At 56.9% G+C, this 19,329-nt stretch carries 19 protein-coding genes; 18 read left to right on the forward strand and 1 reads right to left on the reverse strand.

Translation table 11 applies throughout. The features are described from left to right. The 18 genes from K5E40_RS10020 (at position 1) to K5E40_RS10105 (ending at position 16,381) form a co-directional block, all read left to right on the forward strand. On the forward strand, positions 1-1,212 hold the full coding sequence (locus K5E40_RS10020) for a phage portal protein (RefSeq protein ID WP_210702685.1): 1,212 nt from the start codon (positions 1-3) through the stop codon (positions 1,210-1,212). Next, the gene (locus K5E40_RS10025; RefSeq protein WP_210702684.1) at positions 1,196-1,840 is read left to right on the forward strand and encodes an HK97 family phage prohead protease; all 645 of its coding nucleotides are present in this window, start codon (positions 1,196-1,198) and stop codon (positions 1,838-1,840) included. Before K5E40_RS10020 ends, K5E40_RS10025 begins: the two co-directional genes overlap by 17 nt. Then, positions 1,837-3,045, forward strand: coding sequence for a phage major capsid protein (locus K5E40_RS10030; RefSeq protein WP_221730579.1), 1,209 nt, complete (start codon positions 1,837-1,839; stop codon positions 3,043-3,045). The genes K5E40_RS10025 and K5E40_RS10030 overlap by 4 nt, the downstream gene beginning before the upstream one ends. Positions 3,046-3,111: 66 nt before the next feature. Then, positions 3,112-3,303 (forward strand): hypothetical protein, encoded by a 192-nt coding sequence (locus K5E40_RS10035; protein ID WP_210702682.1) that lies wholly within the window; start codon positions 3,112-3,114, stop codon positions 3,301-3,303. After that, positions 3,304-3,603 (forward strand): head-tail connector protein, encoded by a 300-nt coding sequence (locus tag K5E40_RS10040; protein ID WP_221730580.1) that lies wholly within the window; start codon positions 3,304-3,306, stop codon positions 3,601-3,603. A gap of 14 nt (positions 3,604-3,617) precedes the next feature. Beyond that, complete coding sequence (locus tag K5E40_RS10045) at positions 3,618-3,923, forward strand: phage head closure protein (RefSeq protein WP_210702680.1); 306 nt, start codon at positions 3,618-3,620, stop codon at positions 3,921-3,923. 11 nt (positions 3,924-3,934) lie between these two features. Next, the gene (locus K5E40_RS10050; protein WP_210702679.1) at positions 3,935-4,126 is read left to right on the forward strand and encodes a hypothetical protein; all 192 of its coding nucleotides are present in this window, start codon (positions 3,935-3,937) and stop codon (positions 4,124-4,126) included. A gap of 3 nt (positions 4,127-4,129) precedes the next feature. After that, positions 4,130-4,633 carry an HK97-gp10 family putative phage morphogenesis protein gene (locus tag K5E40_RS10055; protein WP_221730581.1) on the forward strand — a complete coding sequence of 168 codons (504 nt, stop codon included), beginning with the start codon at positions 4,130-4,132 and terminating at the stop codon, positions 4,631-4,633. Then, a complete protein-coding gene (locus K5E40_RS10060; protein ID WP_221730582.1) occupies positions 4,626-5,009 on the forward strand; it encodes a DUF3168 domain-containing protein in 384 nt (127 codons plus the stop codon). The genes K5E40_RS10055 and K5E40_RS10060 overlap by 8 nt, the downstream gene beginning before the upstream one ends. A gap of 56 nt (positions 5,010-5,065) precedes the next feature. Continuing rightward, complete coding sequence (locus tag K5E40_RS10065; protein WP_024011774.1) at positions 5,066-5,536, forward strand: hypothetical protein; 471 nt, start codon at positions 5,066-5,068, stop codon at positions 5,534-5,536. A 69-nt stretch (positions 5,537-5,605) separates the two neighbouring features. Then, positions 5,606-5,956: a hypothetical protein gene (locus K5E40_RS10070; RefSeq protein ID WP_024011547.1), complete on the forward strand. Its 351-nt coding sequence runs from the start codon at positions 5,606-5,608 to the stop codon at positions 5,954-5,956. Positions 5,957-6,063: 107 nt separating this feature from the next. Then, positions 6,064-6,210, forward strand: coding sequence for a hypothetical protein (locus K5E40_RS10075; RefSeq protein WP_215729522.1), 147 nt, complete (start codon positions 6,064-6,066; stop codon positions 6,208-6,210). Positions 6,211-6,265: 55 nt separating this feature from the next. Continuing rightward, a complete protein-coding gene (locus K5E40_RS10080) occupies positions 6,266-12,064 on the forward strand; it encodes a tape measure protein (RefSeq protein WP_221730583.1) in 5,799 nt (1,932 codons plus the stop codon). Next, positions 12,061-12,963 carry a hypothetical protein gene (locus K5E40_RS10085; protein WP_221730584.1) on the forward strand — a complete coding sequence of 301 codons (903 nt, stop codon included), beginning with the start codon at positions 12,061-12,063 and terminating at the stop codon, positions 12,961-12,963. Before K5E40_RS10080 ends, K5E40_RS10085 begins: the two co-directional genes overlap by 4 nt. Continuing rightward, complete coding sequence (locus K5E40_RS10090; protein WP_221730585.1) at positions 12,963-14,579, forward strand: sialidase family protein; 1,617 nt, start codon at positions 12,963-12,965, stop codon at positions 14,577-14,579. Before K5E40_RS10085 ends, K5E40_RS10090 begins: the two co-directional genes overlap by 1 nt. Continuing rightward, positions 14,576-15,088, forward strand: coding sequence for a DUF4376 domain-containing protein (locus tag K5E40_RS10095; protein ID WP_221730586.1), 513 nt, complete (start codon positions 14,576-14,578; stop codon positions 15,086-15,088). Before K5E40_RS10090 ends, K5E40_RS10095 begins: the two co-directional genes overlap by 4 nt. Further along, complete coding sequence (locus tag K5E40_RS10100; RefSeq protein WP_221730587.1) at positions 15,085-15,489, forward strand: DUF1353 domain-containing protein; 405 nt, start codon at positions 15,085-15,087, stop codon at positions 15,487-15,489. The genes K5E40_RS10095 and K5E40_RS10100 overlap by 4 nt, the downstream gene beginning before the upstream one ends. 454 nt (positions 15,490-15,943) lie before the next feature. Beyond that, entirely contained in the window at positions 15,944-16,381 is a 438-nt protein-coding gene (locus K5E40_RS10105; protein WP_221730588.1) for a cell wall hydrolase, read from the forward strand. Between the two features lie 293 nt (positions 16,382-16,674). On the opposite strand, the gene K5E40_RS10110 is transcribed toward K5E40_RS10105, so the two are convergent. After that, positions 16,675-18,483 carry a DUF4214 domain-containing protein gene (locus K5E40_RS10110; RefSeq protein ID WP_221730589.1) on the reverse strand — a complete coding sequence of 603 codons (1,809 nt, stop codon included), beginning with the start codon at positions 18,481-18,483 and terminating at the stop codon, positions 16,675-16,677. Positions 18,484-19,329 lie beyond the last annotated feature (846 nt).

Below are 19,329 nucleotides of genomic sequence, written 5' to 3' on the forward strand. Positions count from 1 at the left end.
ATGGCTTCTCGCTGGTACAACCCGATGAGCTGGAGTTTCTTCGGCTTCAATGATCCAAAGACGGGCCAGTACGTCGAGGTGAATACCGACATCGGCGGGGAGACGCGCTCGGGTGAGGTGATAACGCCGAAGAAAGCGATGGCCATCCCGATCGTCTGGGCGTGCATCAAAATACTGAGCGAAACCGTATCTGGCCTTCCACTAAAGCTTTACGACGATCTGCCAGCAGGTCGGGTGCTTGCGAAGGGCAACAGCAGAGCGGCGCGGCTACTGGGCAAGCCCAACCCCTACATGACGATGCTCAACTTCATCAAGGCCATCATCGTCAACATGGCGCTTCGAGGAAATGCGTTCGCGCTTATCGAGCGTAACGATGCGGGGGAGTTCATCGGCTTTATACCGTTGAGTGCCGACGCAGTCGAAGTGAACACTGACGACGAGCTCATTTACTGGGTGACGTCGAACGGCCAGCGCTTCCCTGTATCTCCCGAGTTCATGCTGCACTTCAAAATATTCAGTGCTGACGGCATTAACGGTTTGTCCCCAGTCGAATTTCAAAAGGAAGCGATGGGCTTGGCCAAGGCCGCTCAGAGCTGGTCGTCACGGTTCATGCGCAAAGGTGGCTTCACCGGCGGCTATGTGATCTACGACAACTTCCTGACCGAGGAGCAACAAGCGCAGGTCCTCGCCAAATTCCCCAAGATCCGTGACGGCGACGTTGAAGACATCGGCAAGATGGGGTTGTTGCAGGGCGGGCCGAAAATTGTGCCGGCTGGCATGACGCAGAAAGACAGCCAGTTCATCGAATCGCAGCAGTTCCAGGAAGAGGCGCTTGCCGGTATCTGGGGCGTTCCGCTGTACCTGGCCAACCGCGCGGGCAAGACCTCAATCATGGGTTCTAACCTGGAGCAGCAGACCAGCGGGTTCATCACCTTTGGCTTGAGTCCCTACATCAAGGCGATTGAGGACGAGATCAACGACAAGCTCTTTGGCGGCACGACTCAGTTCGTCGAGTTCGTAGTGGAGGGCATTCTGCGCGCCGATAGCGCTGGACGGGCCACCTACTACGGTAGCGCTCTCGGCGGGTCTGGTGGCTCCGGCTGGATGACCATCAACGAAGTCCGCCGCAAAGAAAACCTTCCTCCTCTGGCTGGCGAAGAATACGACCGGGTCACCCGGTGGGAGATGCAAACCAATGCTAAGCAAGATTGAAGTTCCCTTCGAAGTAAAGGCCAGCGACGAGCTCGGCAACTTCGAGGGCTACGCCGCGGTATTCAACAACATCGACCTGGGTGACGACGTGATTCTGCCGGGTGCGTTCACGAAGGTTAAGACCACCCGTGCGGGCCGCTTGAAGCTGGCGCTGTTCCATGACCTGACTCGGCTCGTCGGTTCCGCTGAGTTCAGTCAGGACGACCATGGCCTGTACATCAAGGGCAAGGTCAACTTGGCCGTGAGCTACGCCCGTGACGCTTACGAACTGATGAAGGAGGGCACGCTAGACAGCATGTCCATCGGTTTCAACACGATCCTCGCGGCCTATGAAGAGCGCGAGGGACGTAGCGTGCGGATCATCAAACAGGCGGAGCTCTGGGAGGCTTCGCTGGTGCCGTTCGGAATGAACCCAGCGGCACAGGTTACCGACGTTAAGTCGGACATCAGAATTTTTGAGAAGGCCCTGCGCGACCGCATGGGCCTTTCCCAAAAGGAGGCGGCAGCAGTCGCCTCGCTCGGCTATTCCGCAGTGCACCGTGATGGTGACGCTGGGGCCACGGCGATCGTGGAAGAGCTGAAAACACTCTCCAGCACTTTTGACCAATTTTTTAAGGTGTCGCCATGACCGATCAAATCCAAGAAGTAAAAAGCTCGCTCGAAAACCAACTGAAAGAAGGTTTCGGTGGCTTGCAGAAGAAGTACGACGCTGTCGCCGATGAACTGCAAAAGGGCAACACCGTCACCGCTGAGATGAAATCTCAGATCGAAAACCAAAAAGGCGAGATCGAGCGCGTCATCGAGCAGGTTCAGAAGCTCGAAGAAAAGGGCGTCAAGCTGCGTGCGGCCGGCGGCGAGAAGAAAAGCTTCATCGACTTCGTCAAAGGTAACGAGAAGTACCAGGCGCTGGCTCAGAAAAATCAGTCTTCGGCCGAGATCGAGGTTAGCAAATCCGACATGGCGGCGATGGCTGAGACCAAGGTCACCAGCTCTGGCCTTGTGGCTCCGCAATACGATCCGGTGATTCAAGGCGCTCCTCGTCAGAATCTGCTGATTCGTGACTTGATCCCGACCACTCCAGTGACCGGCCAGGCTTTCACGTACTTCCGCGAACTGCTGCACACTCTGGGTGCCGGGATGGTGCCAGAAGGTGGGGCCAAACCGACCAGCAATGTGACGTTCGAGCAGGTGACCGACACGATCAAGAAGATCGCCGTCTGGATGCCTGTGACCGATGAAGCACTGGACGACGTTCCTCAGCTCTACAGCTACATCCAGGAACTGTTGCGCTACGATCTCGAGTTGAAGCGCGAAGGTCAGCTGCTGAAGGGTGACGGCACCGGCAACAACCTGAACGGCATCATGACTCAGGCGACCGTATTCAATGCGGCTCTGACCAAGGCCAGCGACACCGCCATCGATACCGTTCGCCGTGCGATCTACCAGGCGCGCAAGCAGTCGAAGCTTCCGGCCGATGCCGTTGTTATGTCCGATCTAGATTGGATGAACATCGAGCTGCAGAAGGACGGCGAAAACCGCTACCTGTTCGCCAATCTGCAAGGTCTGGTCACCCCGGTGCTGTGGGGTCGCCCAGTCGTTGCCTCCGACAGCATGGACGAGGGCGATGGCGAAACCACTGGTGGCGAGTTCTTGACCGGCTCGTTCCAGCAGGGCGCACGGATCTACGACCGTATGGGCTTCACCATTAAGGTCGGCATGATCAACGACGACTTCATCAAGAACCAGCGCGCCATCCTGGTGGAAGAGCGTCTTGGCCTGGCTGTTCGCAAGAAGTTCGCCTTCGTGAAAGGTCGCTTCGCGCTGGCTGCGTAAGCCACTCGAATCGGAAAATGATCAATCCCTTGGGGCCTAACGGCCCCTTTTTTGTTGGAGAACACCATGGAATTGAAAGTGCTTTGGGGCTTCGAAGGCGATCCTGAAAAGCTCAAAACCGCCAGCGGCCGTATTCAGGCCGGGCAGATTCTCGACGTCGAAGACGAAGAACTGGCAAACACACTGATCGGGAAGGGCCTGGTCGAGAAGGCGAAGCCCTCCGCCAACAAATCCGCCAAGCCCAACGAGAACAAATAAATGCTCGACCTTGACCGCGTAAAGCTGCATCTCCGGGTCGATGGCGATGGTGAGGACGCGGTCATTTCGGGTTACCTCGAAGCCGCGAAAGCGCACGTGGCCATGCACTGTGATCGCGAGCTCGTCGAATCGGCGCCGACCTGTCCTGAGCAAATGGCGTTCACCCCGGACGTCGAGCAGGCGGTACTGCTGCTCGTTGGGCACTGGTACGCCAACCGCGAGGCCGTGGTGATCGGGACTATCTCAACCGCCGTGCCGCTCGCGGTGGAACGGTTGCTCTGGTACAGGAAGCGCTTCTGATGAGAGCCGGCCCGATGAACAAACGCTGCTCCTTGATGCAGTCTCAAGATCTTAAACGCCCGGGTGGCGGTCGCGAGGCCGTCTGGGTAGAGGTTGACAAAATCTGGGCAGAGATCGCCACTCCCAGCGGTAGCACTTCCCCGGTGGCGGACCGCCTTGAGGCGAAAGTCACCGCAGAAATTAAAATCCGGTACCGCCCCGACGTAGTCGCTGGAATGCGTATCGCATCTCCCAGGGGCACCTATCTGATCGTAGCAGCGCTGCCGGATCGGGACCCCGCCATGCTCAGGCTGTTGTGCTCGAGCGTCACCAACCCTTAGAGGTTATCCACATGAAAGTACGTGCCTTGGCCAGTATCTCTGGCCCCATGGGTCGCAAGGTCGCGGGCGACGAGTTTGTTGTCAGTGCCGGTGATGCCCAGTCTTTGATCGACCGTAAGCTGGTAGAGCCGGTGCCTGTTGAGTCGGCGCCGCTACCAGTCACCGAAAAGCCGAAGAAGCCAAAGGCGGCAGCCAAGGAGTAAGCCATGGCTGCGCGCAGATCACGAGTGTCCGGCGACTTCAAGCTGAGAAAGACGCTGCGCAATATCCACACCCAGCTCGACAACGAGCTCAAGCCTGCAATGCAGGAAGCGGCGGACAAGCTTCTGTCCACGATGAAGGAGCTGATCCCTAAGGATACCGGTGAGGGTGCGGCGGCGCTGACAGCCTTTGTCTCGAAGAGCGGACTGGATGCTCAGGTTGGGATTCGAGGGAAGAAGCTGAACCGGCGGTTTTTCTATCTAGGGATCGTGGAGCGCGGCTCGAAAGGTTACACCGAAGGCAAGCGAGCTGGCGGCCGCAACAAGCGGCCAACGAACAAGTCAGACGGCGCAACATTCTTCGGAAAGTATCCGGATATTCCGGCTAGACCCGCTCACCCCTGGTTGCGACCGGCCTATGACGTGAACAAGGAGTTCATCTTGGCCAGCATCAATCAAGCGGTCAGCAACACACTGAAGCGCGCTGTCGAGGAGCTGGGCAATGGCTGATCCATCCTTTGCGCTGCAGGTTGCGCTGTTCGACAGGCTTGAATTGGAAGTGTCCTGCCCGGTCTACGACAGCGTGCCGATGAACGCCGATTTTCCGTACGTCTCGCTCGATTATGAAATCTCAACCAACAACGATCCATTGGCGAGCCGCCGAGACATCAGATTTTTTTACTTGTCTGTTTGGTCTGACTTCAAAGGGCAAGAAGAAGTAAAGCGCCTCATGGCCGAGATCGATGCGGCGACACACGAACGACCTCTTCCGCTTACTACAGGCCGGGTTGTATCGATCCGCGTCGAGCGCAAACAAACAAACCGCGAGCCGGACGGCGTCACCTTTATGGGTAGCGTCACGCTGCGAATCATCACCCAACACTAAACCGCTGAACCAACGCCGCCACGCGGCTTTATCACCTGTCCTCAGGAGGACTGCTTATGTCTATCAATACCGGCGCTGGCACGCGAATTTACATCGGTCCGCGCCTCACTGCCGATCTGCCAAAAGATCATGCCGCCGCCATCACCCTGTTGTCCGGCCTGATTTATGTCGAAGTCGGTGAAATGGAAAGCATCGGCGATTACGGCGACACCATCAACGATGTGAGTTTTGCCGGCCTGGCGGAAGGCCGAGCGAAGCATCTGAAAGGCCTGGCCGATGCTGGGTCGGTCGAGCTGTCCATCGGCTTCGATGCTGGTGATGCTGGCCAGCTCAAGTTGGTCGAAGCGTTCCTGGATCGCTCCCGTTATGACTATCCGATCAAGGTCGTATACGTCGACGGTGAAACTGACTACATGGCTGCCAAGGTCATGAGCAACAAGAAAACCGGCATCAGTGTCGAGGGCGTGCTCAAGCGCACCGTGACCCTGGGTATCAACTCCGAAGTGTACGAGGTCATCGAGCCTTAATCGGTCGGCTTCACCTGGCGCCGCAACCTGCGGCGTCAGCCCTTCTTCATTCGATAGAGAGAAATATCCATGTCCAAGACCAACCACGGCACCGTTGAAGTCACCCTCGGCGACGAAGTCTTCACCCTGAAACCTACGTTGAAAGCCATGAAAGCGATTGAAGGTCGCTTTGGCGGCATCCTGCCTGCAATGCAATCGGTGGGCACTGCGAATCTGTCTACCATCGCCTTCATTGTCGCGATCGGTACCGGCGTAAATTTGGCCAAGAAAGATGCTGCCACTCCAATCGAGGAAGCTGTGTTCGAGGAAGGGATCGATAGCGCCGGCGCCCAAGTCATCCCGTACCTGAAAGGTTTCTTGAACCCTGCCGGTAAAAGTGACGCCGAGCTGGAAGCGCAGGCCGAGTCGGGAAACGAGTAAAGCGGGATCCCGACCTCAGCGTAGTCGATGAGCTATTCAACATAGCCACCGGCTGGCTGGGGTGGTCGCCGAGCGAAGCTTGGAACACGCCCGTCGTTGAGATCGTCATGGCCTGGGATTCGAAGCGTCAGTTCTTGATCGACACGAACCCATTCGGCGGTGGTGGGGAGAAGGACAAGATCGACAGAAAGGCCGTGGCCAAGGAAGCGCGTATGGGGTTTCGTGTTGCGGCCATGGGCAGGAAAAAAGACTAGACACCGATTTACCCAAACCGCGTTGTGCGGTTTTTTTTCGCCTGGAGGAAAGTAAATGGCTGACGCCGACGTTCAAGGCATGCTGATTCGTATCGAGGCTACTACGGCACAGCTCCGCCAGGAGATCGCCCGAGGCGAGGCGGCGGTTGCGCAGTCGGCCGGCAAAATGGATACGAGTCTTGGGCGTATCGATTCTGCGTTTGATCGCGCAGGGGCGAGCGCGCAAAGCGCTGGCGGGCTTATCAAGGGTGCCTTGGCGGCTGCCATTGGCGCCGCTTCTATCGGTACCATAATCAAGACTGCCGACTCCTACTCGCAGATGTCCGACCGTATTGGTCTGGCGACCAAGAGCTTCGGCGAGTACAACACGGTGCAAGAGCGATTGCTTGCCACCGCAAATCGCACCTACCGTCCACTTGAAGAGGCGCAAGAACTCTACATCCGCACCTCCGACAGCCTTAGATCTATGGGGCTTAGCGCTGACCAGTCCATGGATGTCATGGACAGTTTTAGCTACCTTCTGGTGACAAACTCGGCATCTGCTGACAAGGCCAGCTCTGCCATCGATGCGTATTCGAAGTCGCTGCAGACTGGCAAGGTTGAGGCCGATTCCTGGCAGGCGATACTCGCCGCGATGCCTACGATTGTCGACACTCTCTCAAAATCAACAAACAAGTCTGCCGAGGAAATCCGAAGCCTGGGCGCGCAAGGCAAGCTCAGCCTCGACACCTTGACTCAGGGTTTGCGCAAGAGCGCTGAGGCGAACGGCCTGCTCGCTGACAGCATGGGCGTAGCGGTTCGCGATGCAATGGTGGCGCTCAACAACGCTTTCACTGTGTACATCGGGCAGCTCAACGAAACAACTGACGGCACTGGGCTTCTTGCGTCCGGAATATCAGTGCTGGCTGAGAACTTCGGAACAATTGCTGAGGTTGCTGGTGTCGCTGCTGCCGGTGCTCTCGCAGCTTATGCTCGCGGGCTTGCCGCGTCGGCTGCAGGTGCTGTCCTTGCGACGAAGGCGGCCATTGACGACGCGATGGCTCGTCGAGCCCAAGCTACAGCCATATTGCTCGCGGCCCAGGCCGATCAGCAAAAAGCGCAAACGGCGGTTTTCCTTGCAGAGAAGGAGCTTGCCGCCTCGAAGACCCGTATCAGCGGCATGGCAGTTGAAAAGCAACTGTCGCTGCAGCTTGCGGAAGCTCGCATGTTGGAAGCTCGCGCTACGACAGCGGTAGGAGCAGCGCAGGGAGCCATCGTTGGAACTGGTCGAACTCTGCTCGGATTGCTGGGTGGCCCGGCAGGTATAGCGATGCTCGCCATTGGCGCAGCCACTGCGTTTCTCACCCTGCGAGACAATACCGGCTATCTGGAAAAGAAGCTGGGTGATCTTGCTGACCCTATCGAAAAGCTTACCAAGCGGTTCAACGAGCTTGATCGTGCCGGAAAGTCGGTGACTCTGCGCGGGCTTCAGGAAAATATCGCCGATACGCAGAGCAAGGTTGCTCAAATGTCTGGCGCTATGGCCGACAAATTCGAGAATGACCTTCGTAGCATGGGGGCTGCGGGGGCTGACGGCCTCATGGCAGGGTTGGTTAGTCTGCCAGGGGACACACAGGCGGCGCTTGATCGTGTGCGCAAGGCGTCAAAGGACCAGGCCTCTGGCATCGTAGTGGACTGGAAGGCGGTGGCTGATGAGCTGCGGCTTGTTCCTGGTGTCACGGAGGAGATGGCAGTTTCTATTGAGGAAAGTGGCACCTCCTCGGCAACTGCGGCCGCACAGCTCGCCAAGCTGAAGGATACGGTCTCTCAGCTAGCCGGTGAAACCAACGCTCTCACCCAGGCCGAGCGTGAAAACGCTGCGGCAAAGGCGGAAGCGGCTGGCGTGGGCCAGAAATATCTGGAGCAGCTGCAAAAGCAGCTCGCGACCTCTCAGGACAAAACCGCAGTAGAGGCTGCTAATCGATTCATTTCCGAGAACAAGCTTCTCACCAAGGAAATGGCGGCCGAGATCCTTAAGGTTGCGGCCGCGAAGGACGCCCAGAAGGCTGCGGACGATGCAGCCACTAAGGCAACCAAAAGCGGCACTAGTGCCGCTAAGGAAGCGGCGACCGAAGCGAAAAACCAGGCTAAGGCCCTTACCGACCTCAAGGCCCAGGCCGATATCGCCATCCAGTCGGCCACCGGTTTGGCGGCGGCATACCTGGCCGGTACGGACAAATCCCGCGAGTTCAGCCTTCAGCAAAAGGTCGAAGAGGCCCTGCTTAAAACCGGCGCGGCGGCACGGGCGGAAGTGGAGAAGGCACTGAAGGCCCAACAGGACGCGCAGGACAAGCTCAACGTCAGCCAGTCGGCGTACAACCTTCAACAAGAAACGGCGGACTTGATTGCGCAAGCCAAGGCCACCCTGATGGGCGCCGATGCGCTGGCTGCGTACAACGCGGAAAAGGCGCTGACCATTGCGCTTGCCGGCAAGAACATCGAAGTCGGCAGCGAAGAATATAAACAAATGCTGGCTGCGACCGAGGCGCAGAAGGAGGCGCTCAAACTTGTTCAGCAGGCAGGTAGCGCTGGCGGAATCATGGAGCGCCTGTATCCTGAGGCGAAGCTGCTCAAGGATTACACCGCTGATCAGGAAGCACTCAACGCTGCAATGGCGCTGTATCCAAAGAATGCAGCGAGCTACCAGGATGCCCTCGCCAAGCTTGGCAACGAGTACGAGGTCAACCGCAGCAAGGCCACGATCTGGGGGCAGATGACCGAGGGCGCAATCGATCGTATCGACGAGGCCTTTGCCAGTGCTTGGGGCAACATTGGCAGCGGTGCGGAAAGCCTGTGGGATAACCTGAAGAAAGGTTTCAAGCAGACCTTGGGCGAAATCGCTCACATGCTCACCACCAAGCCCCTGCTGGCCTCGATCAGCAACTGGCTGACTGGTTCCGACAACGGCCAGGGCTTATCTTCGGTATGGGGCAAGCTTCTTGGTAGCGCAACGGGTCAGGGCGGATCCGCGGGCGATGCTAACGGCTGGGGTGGCATGGTCAGCCTCGGCAAAAACCTGTATTCGGCGTGGAGCAATCTCACTGGCGTCGGATCTTCCATTGCGTCGGGCTACGCGTCCGGCGGTGTCAGTGGCGCAATCTCGGGCGGTGCAGGCTACTACGGCAACATGCTTTCCAACATCGCCAGCACATTGAGTGGTGGTTTCACCAGCTTGATTGGCGGCAATATCGCTATCACGGGGGCGACCGCTGCCGGGACTGCTGCGACTACCGCCGCTTTGACTGGGGTGACTGCTGCTCAGGCCGCTGCTGCCGCTGCGACGGTGGGCGCCGAAGGGATCACGGCGGCTGCACTTCAGGGCGCTATTGCCGAGGGTGCGGCCTCTATAGGCACGAACATCGGCGTGGCCGGTGCGACCACGGCGGCGGCCTCTCAAGGTATTGCCGCGTCAATCTCGGGCGCACTCAGCAGTGCAGCAGCAATGTGGCCACTGGCAGTCATCATGGGCATGTACCAGTCCGGCAAGCTGTACGATGCCGGGGTTCGCCCAAGCATGAGCGAGATGCAGGCCACTGGCGGCGACACTGCGCTGGGCAAGGCCACCATGGCACCGATTGCCCTGCAATCCGGAATCATGGAGCTGACCGACAAAATCAACAGCAAGCTGGTGGGTGGCAAGCTGGCTGCAATCATCAGCGGATCAACCTTGCACCAGGCGGTTTGGGGTGCGGTGGGCAAGAAGCTGTTCGGCGGCGCTTGGGAAACCAAGGACGGCGGTATCTCGCTCGGCGTGGAAGATGGCGAGTTCGATGCTCAGCAGTACATTTACCAGAAGAAGAAAGGCGGCCTGTTCTCCAGCAGCAAGAAGCGCACGCGCTACAGCGAGCTGGATGCAGACACGGCCGCTTCGCTCGGTGGCGCCTATAACGAGAAGATCCTCAATTCCATGGGGTTGTTCTCGGCACTCGGCGTTCAACTCAGCGAGTCGGTCTTCGACGGGCTGAACGTGGCGGCCACCAAGATCAGCACCCAGGGCAAGACGCCGGAAGCGATCCAGGAGGAGCTGGACAAGTGGTTTTCTGGCTTGGGTGACTCAGCCGTTTCGGCGATCAATGCGGCGACCAACTCCGGCCTGGAGAATTACAACTTCGAGGCGCTGACCACGTTCGTCAACAACCTGTACAGCGTCAATGACTCTTTCGACATGCTGGGTCTGAAGCTGTACGACGTGTCGGTCAGCACGGGCTTTATGGCTGAGCAATTGATTGCCATGGCGGGCGGGCTGGAAGCCCTGAAAGCCGGAGAAATTTCCTTTTTCGAGAATTTCTACACGGACACGGAAAAGGCCGACTACGCGCTGTCGACAGTGAACAAGCAGTTCGAAGCGATGGGCGTGAAGCTGCCGGGTACACGTGATGCGTATCGGGACATGGTCGAAGCGCTGGATCGGACAACCGAGTCGGGTCGGCAGATGTACGTCACGCTTACCGGCCTGTCTGGTAGCGCTGCGCAGTCGTTTTCTATCCTCGAGCAGCGGGCCACGGAGGCGCAGCAGAAAGCGGCCGAGGCGGCTCAGGCCATTATCGATTCGCTGATGGGTGCAGTGACTGGGGCCAGTAGCGCCGTACAACGCGCCATCTCTGCCCAGCAGAAGGCTACGACCGAAGCCTACAACGCTCGCGTCACTTCGCTGAACGACATGGTCAGCACCGCGACGGAAAACGTCACTGGCTTGAAATCTGTTGGCAATGATCTGAGTGCTGCACTCAAAGCTCTGCGCGGCGATTCGGATGACGCCGTGAAGATGCTGCGAGCCCAGGCGCAAGCCACGCTGCAAAGCGCTCTGGCCACGGCTCGCTCCGGTGGGTCGCTGTCAGGCTTCACCGGTCTGGAAGACGCGCTCGAAACCGTCAGCAATAACAACACTGACCTGTACGGCTCCATGGAGGATTTCGCCCGGGATCAGGGGCGCACGGCTAACGTCGTGGCCGAGCTGAACGGCATCAATGGCAAGCAGCTCACCACTGCAGAGAAGTCGCTGAAGGGATTGGAGACGCAAATCGAGCTAGCCAAGGCGGCGTATGACGCTCAGATGGCTCAGTTCGATTCGCAGTTGGCCTTCGCCCAGGCGCAGATGGATGCGCTCAACGGCGTCGACAACTCGGTCATGGGTGTTACGGCGGCCATCAATGCGATGAACGCGGCGGTGGTTGCGGCGCTGGCAGGCATGGGCGGGAAGGGAACAACCAACTCGGCCGCCACCAACGGTACCTTCATTGATTCGGTCTATAAGGATGTGCTCGGCCGCGATGCGGATGACGCCGGCAAGCAGTACTGGTTAGGTCAGGTGGCTAGCGGCAACGTGCCCCTCGATCAACTTGCTCAGGCCGTCGCCAATGCGGCCAAGCTGAACAGCAATGAGAAGGTCAAGGCGGGTTATGCCACCGGTGGCCTTGTCTCCGGTCCTGGCACCGGTACCAGCGACAGCATTTTTGCCCGGCTCTCGAATGGCGAGTACGTCATGCAAGCGTCCGCGGTGAGCATGTTCGGTACCGGTCTACTCGATCAGATGAATGCCGGACTGGTCCCGGCCTTCGCAACTGGTGGTGGCATTGGCGAATCAGGGCCTCAGCTGGAGGTCACAGGCCCGAGCCGGATTTTCAATGCCAACCAGACGGCGTCAATGCTGCGGGGTGGCGGAGATAACGCTGCGCTCTTGTCCGAACTCAAGCAGATGCGTGAGGAAAACAAATCGCAGCGGTTCCAGATCGCCAAGACCAATCAGCAAGTCGCCTCGCTGCTTCAGAAGTGGGACACCGAAGGTGCGCCAAAAGAAAGGGATTACGCCCTATGAGACTCATCAAGCCGGTTGAAATAACACCGGCCAAGTTGATCAGCAGCAACGTGCCTGAAACGGACTTCGCGGCATGGGTTTCGACCACTGCCTACGATATCGATACCAAGGTGATTTGGAATCACCACATTTACCAAGCGCTGGCCGCCGTCCCGGCTGGAGTCAAGCCGGGCGAAGAGGTGATCGACAAGGATCATCCTGCCAAGTGGCTAGATCTGGGCTCTACCAATCGCTGGCGGATGTTCGACAACAAGGTGGAGTCGCTGACTACCAACCCCGGCACGATTGAAGTCACGATCAAGCCGGGGGCGGTGGTCAACTCCCTGGCCTTGTTCAACCTCAAGGGCAAGTCGGTCACCGTCTCGATGGTCGATGCACTGGAAGGGGAGGTGTACCGCAAAGAGATCAGCTTGGTCGATGCTGGAGTGACTAACTGGTACGACTGGTTTTTCGAGCCAATCGGCATTCGCACTGACGTTGTGGTGCTTGATATGCCGGCTTACGGCTCGGCCAATATCGTACTGACCATCGATGCCGGAGCCGAGGTGGCAGCGGTTGGTCATGTGGTGATCGGTGCTGTGAAGCAAATCGGCACGGCACTGTATGGCAGCTCGGTCGGGATCAACGACTACAGCCGCAAATCCACCGACGACTTCGGCAACACCGTAGTCATTCAGCGCTCGTTCTCCAACCGAGCTGATTTCGACATCGCGCTGGACACATCCGAGGTGACTCGCGTTCGGCGCCTTCTGGCTGATCTGCGCGCCACGCCGGTGGTGTGGATCGGCGAAGAATCGTACGAGGCCACCATCCTTTTTGGCTTCTACAAAGACTTTCAGATCGTGTTCTCGGGCCCGACTGTTTCCGACTGCTCCATTACTGTTGAAGGGGTTATCTGATGGCCGTACCTGTTATTTCGAACCTGCCGCCGGCGCCGACGCGGGCGGACGGTTCCGCCGATTTTTCTAGCAAGGCGGATGCGTTGGCCGGTGCGCTGCAGCCGATGGTTGTGCAGGTCAACATTGCCACCCAATGGATGGCCGGGCAATTGACCGAGGCGCAAGCCCAGGCTGCTGCTGCCGCTGCTTCTGCGTTGGCTGCTGCCAATTCCGCCACCGCCGCGAACGCCTCGAAGAACGCCGCTGCCCAGTCGGCCATCGATGCCACCAACAATGGCGCAGCGCAAGTGGCCTTGGCTGCGAATCAGGTAACCCTGGCAGTTAGCGCTAAGAACTCTGCCGAGGCGGCTGCCGCTGCCGCGGGCGCAGCAGCGGGCTTGCCATCACTGGTCGGCAATGCTTATAGAGTGCTCCGCGTTACGGCTAATGGTTTGGCGGTTGAATGGGGCCTCGGACTTCCGGTATTGCCTGGGGTTGGTGGCGCGCCCGGCAAGGTCCTAACAATTGCTCCGAACGGGACCTCTCTGGCATGGGCGGAACCTTTCCAGGTTGGTGACATTTTTACCGGCGCTAGAAATCCGGGTGCGCTCTGGCTTCCGGCTGATGGCTCGATTCGCTTGCAGTCGGCATACCCCGCGCTTTTTGCCGCGGTAGGCTTGGTCGGTAATAGTATCGGCTCTAATTGGCAGACGATCTCCGTCCCTGTTCAACCAAACAATGTCGCATCAGGTGTTAACGGCACTTCACTGTTTATTACCAGTACGGGTACGGTGTACCGCAGTACGGATAAAGGGGCCACTTGGGTGGCTGGTACGGCTACCGGAATAACTCCGGTTGCATTAGCTACTAACGGTGCGGGTCTGTGGCTTGCCATACCATCTTACGGGACGGGGAAAAGGAGCACAGACGATGGGCTAACATGGAGCGATATCACAGTCCCTACCATTAGCGGCGGGGTTAACAAGCTTGCATACGCGGGCGGTAACGTATTTATAGCTACAAGTGGCGCTGCAAATACTACGGTATTAGTGTCGACAAATAACGGGACAGCATGGACCCCTACAGCACATGGGGGTGGCTCTATCGGCATCACTGCCATAGGGAGTGATGAAGCCGGCATTGTGATTATCAGCAGTAGCACCACGCTGCGAAGAAGCACGGACTACGGGCAGACATGGGCAGCGCTAACTGCCCCGGCCTCTGGAATTGCCGCTATCGCCACCAACAAGATGGGGACATGGCTTATTGGCGGGACTAACGGGAATACGAATACTTACCTGAGTACGAACAACGGTGCGGGGTTCGCATTGGTCCCAATGGGTACGACAGCCGGCGCCAACGCGATAATCGCTATGGAGGGAGCCTTCTTTGTGAGCTTCGGTGGTAGTACAACGCAGTACGTGTATAAAGACTCTGTATTTTCACCAGTTATAACGTCGCAGAACATGCCTATTATCGCGCACGCCGGCTCTAACATAATCATCGCCCCGTCGACTAACGCGATTTACCGCGGCCTCCCTTACTCCTACGATCCCGCAACACAGTTCCAGCTACCCGCGATGCCAATAGTTCAGGGGGTAAAAAGTTATATCAAAGCCTTGGGGGCATCAGCATGATTACTTTATCTGTGTGGAATGAACGCGGCATATATACCGGGGATGTCGAAGTCGACGAAACCGGCGCACTTCCGATGCGAAGCACACCGACCAAACCGCCGAAGCTGACCGGTACTCAGGTAGCGCGCTGGACCGGCAGCGACTGGGAAAAACTGTCGGCAGCCCCTGAGCCTGCTCAGGCTCCTAACTGGCCGGAGCTTATTGCTGCCCGCCGCTACACCGCTGAAACGGCGGGCACCACCGTCGAAGGCCTGCCACTCGACACCGGCCGCGACAGCCAAGGCCTGATCACCGGCGCGGCTGTTCAAGCGATAATCGATCCTGCGTATTCGCTGCACTGGAAAACCTCGACTGGTTTCGTTGAGTTGACCGGTCAGCAGATCCTCGGTGTCGCTTCGATGGTCCGGGCACATGTGCAGAGTTGCTTTGATCGCGAGGCGGAGCTGCTTGGGTTCGTGGCCGACGGCTCGATCACCGCCGAAATGCTCGAGGAGGGGTGGCCCGCATGAGCCGATTTATCACCACGCTGAAAACCGACCAGACCGACCGCCGAACCTACAAGCTGCTCGATGACCTGGTGCTGGCCGATGACGATCAACGCACGATCATCGTACCGGCCGGCTTCGTCACTGACTTTGCCAGCATCAAGGTTCTGCACAATGCCTTCCTGTTCGTGCTGTTCGCGCTGGTGTCGGGGTACGGCAACTACGCGGCCACGGTGCATGACTGGCTATACGAAAATGGTGAGCTCAGCCGCGAGGAGGCAGACGCGGTGTTGTATCGGGCGTTGCGGGCAGAAGGGGTCGCTCGATGGAGAGCCTATTTATTCTGGCTGGGTGTCAGGATAGGCGGCGCCAAGCACTACACCAAGACCCCGACGCGTTCGGGGTTTTCTTCGTCTGGTGACTGAAAAGACAAAGCCCCGGTGAGCTGTAATCACCAGGGCTTCTATTTCTCAGATGGGGAACATCCAGAACTTGCCGCAATGCTACCAGCACGGAAGCGAAAGCAAAACCCCGGCGGTTCGCTGTTCGCCGGGGTTTCTATTTTCTCCTGCACCCTTTAATACGGGAGAACGTGGGGAGGATCCTAGTCCAGATGAACGGCGAGGATCAAGGGATAATCGAGTGATATCATACGGCTATGTTTTCACTGGGAAGGCTGAACAACTCAAGGAGTGAGGATGCATCGATTTTTCGTCGCCGTACTTTCTGGACTATTAATCGCTGGATTTTTGTATACCTCGTACGCTGCGCAGCCAGGCTTATTGTCCATGCCTGGATGGGGCGCCTTATAAACAGCCCTTGGAAAATATTATGAGAGAAGCCCGCCACTGCGCGGGCTTTTTTTTGTCTGGAGAACGTATGACCGTAACTGAAAGAGACCGCGACATCCTCGCTCGGACACTTTGGGGTGAAGCTAGAGGTGAGGATCTCATCGGCCAGATAGCCGTAGCCTGGACCATCCGCAATCGCGTGGAAATGGACCTGCACAACGATGGAAAACCGGATTGGTGGGGGGAAGGTTACGCGGGCGTATGCTTGAAGCCATGGCAGTTCAGTTGCTGGAATAAGAACGATCCGAACTATCCATACTTGAGTGGCGCCAAGCAGATCCCGCTTCGTGAGTTCGCGCGCGCGCAGATTGCTGCTGATCATGTGATCGCCGGCACGGCGCCTGACCCTACAGGCGGTGCGACACATTATTACTCCACCACGATGCCAAGGGCTCCGAAATGGACCGAGGGCGCCACGCCCATGCTGAGGCTCGGGCATCACATCTTCTTCGCGCATGTACCGTGAACCCGAGAGCATAAGATTGTGGCACGCGTCTCCCATTGTTCGTGGTGTCGACTTGCCATTGCTGCGCATTGCATGTAAAGTGGCGTCGACTGTCTCCAATAGTCGATGTTGATATAATTAAAAACCCGCACCTCGACGGAGGATGCGGGTTTTTTTTGCCCTTTTTTCAGCGTTTATTTTTACTCACTGAATCAATAAAAATCCGGACAATAAAAAACCCGCCTTTGAAGGGCGGGTTTTTAATTCAACTTGCGACGCGCTGAAGCGCGCCGCAGTTGTCAATCACGCGGCTTTTAAGCTACGTGGCTGATAACACCATTTGCGAAGGAAACTTGCGCGATGTCGGTAACACCAGTCAGAGTGATGACCGAAACTTGATCTGCACTCGAACCGGCCAGGCTGCCGGTCGCTACAGTCGAGCTGCCGAAATCGGAAGCTTCAACGACAGCTTTAACTACACCAGCGTCTTTGATGAAGAATACTTCCAAAGTGCCGTTTTTGCCGCCAGTCAACAGACCGGTGGTAGCATCATAAGTGGCAGTGGAATTCAGGCTGTAGCCTTCACCGATGTAAAGCGCGTCACCTTTGTTGAACTGAGTCGAAGCAGTAGCATTGCCGATTGTGAAGTCATCGGTTGTAACTTTTGCTGCAAAATGGAACAGGTCAGCGCCAGTACCGCCCAAGTTGCTAGCGCCCAAATCTTTGACGTAGTTAGGAACTACTGCTGCATCAGCAGCATCTTCCAAGGCTTGATGACCATCAGCGATAGCTTGAGCTTTGACAACCAGAGCGTCAGCAGCTTTTGCATCAGCCAAAGTTTTGTCAGCAGCGATTTTGTCGCTTACGTCTTGTTTGAAAGCATTACCGGTAGCGCCAGTAATCTCAGCAGCGGTATCCGTTACAGCCTGATCGGCAACGGCTTTAGCGTAATCGGTAGCAGCCAAAGACTTCAAGGTGCCGAAGTCAGTGGAGTTGTTCAGGAAAGTAGAGAATGCCTTGGAGATTGCTTCGACTTGAGCAGGAGTTTTGGTCTTGTCAGTCAAAGCGGTGTACAGCGTAGCAGCGTCGGTGACTGGAACAGTCAGACCGGCGTCAGTGTTTGCTTTTGCCAGGGCATCAGTACCGCCAGTTGCGCCTTTTGCAGCACTGAAGTCAACATCAGTCTTAGCGGTGGCAGAGCTAACAGCAGCACCGTCTGCTTCCTTCAGGCCAGTAGCGGCGGTCAGAGCTGCTTCAAAAGCAACAGCCTTATCTACGTTGCCAGTTTCTGCTTTAGTGTAAGCAGCACGGGTCGCGATCAGATCAGTAGCTGCTTGGCCAGCGAGGGCTTGCAAGACACTGGTCGATGCGCCAATGGCTTCACGCAAGTCAAGAGCGTTATTGATTGCTTGATCAACGTTAGCATAGGTCTGATCTTGGCCTGGAGTTGCAGCAACCAAATCTTCCAGAGTGATTTTCTTGCCAGAAGAAGCGTTCAGGTCAACGACCGCTTTGTTCAAATCGGTCAGTTCGGTAACCTTGCTAGCTTCGAAATCAAGTACAGCTTTGTCAGCGAGAGCATCAGCCTTCAGAGCAGCAACGCCAGCTGGGATAGCGATGCCCGACAGGCTGCCGTCTTCAAGCTTAACGATAGCAGCTGCAACAGAAGCCGAAGTTCCATCAACGCCATCAAGGATAGCAACAGCATCGGCTTTAACGTAGTTTGCGCCGGCAGCGGAGGTGTAGACCTCGGAAACCAGAACCTTGTTGGTGAGCACTTTAGCGTCTGCGGCGCTTGCGCCGTTAACAAAAGCAGTCAGCAGTTGGTCAGCATTGACGGAAGCGCCAGCGCCAGTGGTCCAGTAGGTCAGGCCAGCTGCATCCGGAGTACGGCCAAACAGGTTGTTGTAGATCTTGATAACGGTGTCTTGACGCGACAGGCCGGCATAAGCGTCGGCGTATTCAGGCTGATCGTTTACGAAGTTAGCGCGCAGGTTTTCCAGAGTCAGAACAGCTGGAGTAGCGTTCAGTTCAGCCATCCAGTAGTCCAGGCCAGCTTTGTCAGCGGCGCGGCCAAGGTAAGCGACATACAGCTGTTGTACTTGTGCGGAAGTAGTAGCCATTACAGGTTCATCTCCAATATGAGTCGAAAATTCCAACACAGGCTTCCATCTGGATAAAAGGCCAACCGACCTTCAGCCTGATGCCATCCCTAAAAAGGTGGCGATTTGTGACAGCAAAAAATGCTGACATCTTAGTCAGCTACGAGCGAAGCGGTATTTGTTACCTTAACTCCAATCCCATAGCGGACAGTTGCTCGCGGATCATACATGGCAAAATGGCTTCATCACAATAGGAAAAAACCATCACTGCATGACACGTCACACCTGTATCGCCCCATCCATCTCAAACTTGAGAACGGACATCATGAAAGATCGCAAACGAGCGAAAGTGGTTCAAAAAAATCTACTAGGTGCATAAAAGCCGCGGTGCAGGTGGGTTTTCGACGAGCCACTTTCCTTCAGTCGGTTGGATAGGGCGTGAGCAATTGCTCCGTGCGTCAAAAACATTTGGACAAAAATTGATCAGGGAAGAGTGTATTTGTACAAACTTTGATCAGCACTAAATGTGTGTGTACAAAATTTGAGCGGAAATTATTTACTGGGTTCATCACAAGTCGTAGGGGTGGTCTGGGTCCGCAGACATGTGAAATTGCTCGCCCATGGAAGGCTCCCGATGTCACCGCAGATCTGCGCATCAAGTATTCTCGCCTTCTCCTGACAGGCTCCGCCAGGGTGAGCTGACGCAACGAACTGGTTGCATATCCCCCGCTGCGAAATCATCGCGGTTATAAGGTGGGCAGCCAGTGGGAGGCTCTGCGCGGGGCGTGTAGCGCACTACATACCACTACAAATGCTGTCATTAAGCTGGCATAACCGAGCCAAAACCACCCATTCAGGCACAAAAAA

The organism is Pseudomonas baetica (genome assembly GCF_019733355.1).
Taxonomy (GTDB): domain Bacteria; phylum Pseudomonadota; class Gammaproteobacteria; order Pseudomonadales; family Pseudomonadaceae; genus Aquipseudomonas; species Aquipseudomonas baetica_A.

Excerpts from the sequence above, each read along its gene's own strand:
- K5E40_RS10020 (WP_210702685.1), top strand. The coding sequence starts at position 1 with ATGGCTTCTCGCTGGTACAACCCGATGAGCTGGAGTTTCTTCGGCTTC.
- K5E40_RS10025 (WP_210702684.1), top strand. The coding sequence starts at position 1,196 with ATGCTAAGCAAGATTGAAGTTCCCTTCGAAGTAAAGGCCAGCGACGAG.
- K5E40_RS10030 (WP_221730579.1), top strand. The coding sequence starts at position 1,837 with ATGACCGATCAAATCCAAGAAGTAAAAAGCTCGCTCGAAAACCAACTG.
- K5E40_RS10035 (WP_210702682.1), top strand. The coding sequence starts at position 3,112 with ATGGAATTGAAAGTGCTTTGGGGCTTCGAAGGCGATCCTGAAAAGCTC.
- K5E40_RS10040 (WP_221730580.1), top strand. The coding sequence starts at position 3,304 with ATGCTCGACCTTGACCGCGTAAAGCTGCATCTCCGGGTCGATGGCGAT.
- K5E40_RS10045 (WP_210702680.1), top strand. The coding sequence starts at position 3,618 with ATGAACAAACGCTGCTCCTTGATGCAGTCTCAAGATCTTAAACGCCCG.
- K5E40_RS10050 (WP_210702679.1), top strand. The coding sequence starts at position 3,935 with ATGAAAGTACGTGCCTTGGCCAGTATCTCTGGCCCCATGGGTCGCAAG.
- K5E40_RS10055 (WP_221730581.1), top strand. The coding sequence starts at position 4,130 with ATGGCTGCGCGCAGATCACGAGTGTCCGGCGACTTCAAGCTGAGAAAG.
- K5E40_RS10060 (WP_221730582.1), top strand. The coding sequence starts at position 4,626 with ATGGCTGATCCATCCTTTGCGCTGCAGGTTGCGCTGTTCGACAGGCTT.
- K5E40_RS10065 (WP_024011774.1), top strand. The coding sequence starts at position 5,066 with ATGTCTATCAATACCGGCGCTGGCACGCGAATTTACATCGGTCCGCGC.
- K5E40_RS10070 (WP_024011547.1), top strand. The coding sequence starts at position 5,606 with ATGTCCAAGACCAACCACGGCACCGTTGAAGTCACCCTCGGCGACGAA.
- K5E40_RS10075 (WP_215729522.1), top strand. The coding sequence starts at position 6,064 with ATGGCCTGGGATTCGAAGCGTCAGTTCTTGATCGACACGAACCCATTC.
- K5E40_RS10080 (WP_221730583.1), top strand. The coding sequence starts at position 6,266 with ATGGCTGACGCCGACGTTCAAGGCATGCTGATTCGTATCGAGGCTACT.
- K5E40_RS10085 (WP_221730584.1), top strand. The coding sequence starts at position 12,061 with ATGAGACTCATCAAGCCGGTTGAAATAACACCGGCCAAGTTGATCAGC.
- K5E40_RS10090 (WP_221730585.1), top strand. The coding sequence starts at position 12,963 with ATGGCCGTACCTGTTATTTCGAACCTGCCGCCGGCGCCGACGCGGGCG.
- K5E40_RS10095 (WP_221730586.1), top strand. The coding sequence starts at position 14,576 with ATGATTACTTTATCTGTGTGGAATGAACGCGGCATATATACCGGGGAT.
- K5E40_RS10100 (WP_221730587.1), top strand. The coding sequence starts at position 15,085 with ATGAGCCGATTTATCACCACGCTGAAAACCGACCAGACCGACCGCCGA.
- K5E40_RS10105 (WP_221730588.1), top strand. The coding sequence starts at position 15,944 with ATGACCGTAACTGAAAGAGACCGCGACATCCTCGCTCGGACACTTTGG.
- K5E40_RS10110 (WP_221730589.1), bottom strand. The coding sequence starts at position 18,483 with ATGGCTACTACTTCCGCACAAGTACAACAGCTGTATGTCGCTTACCTT.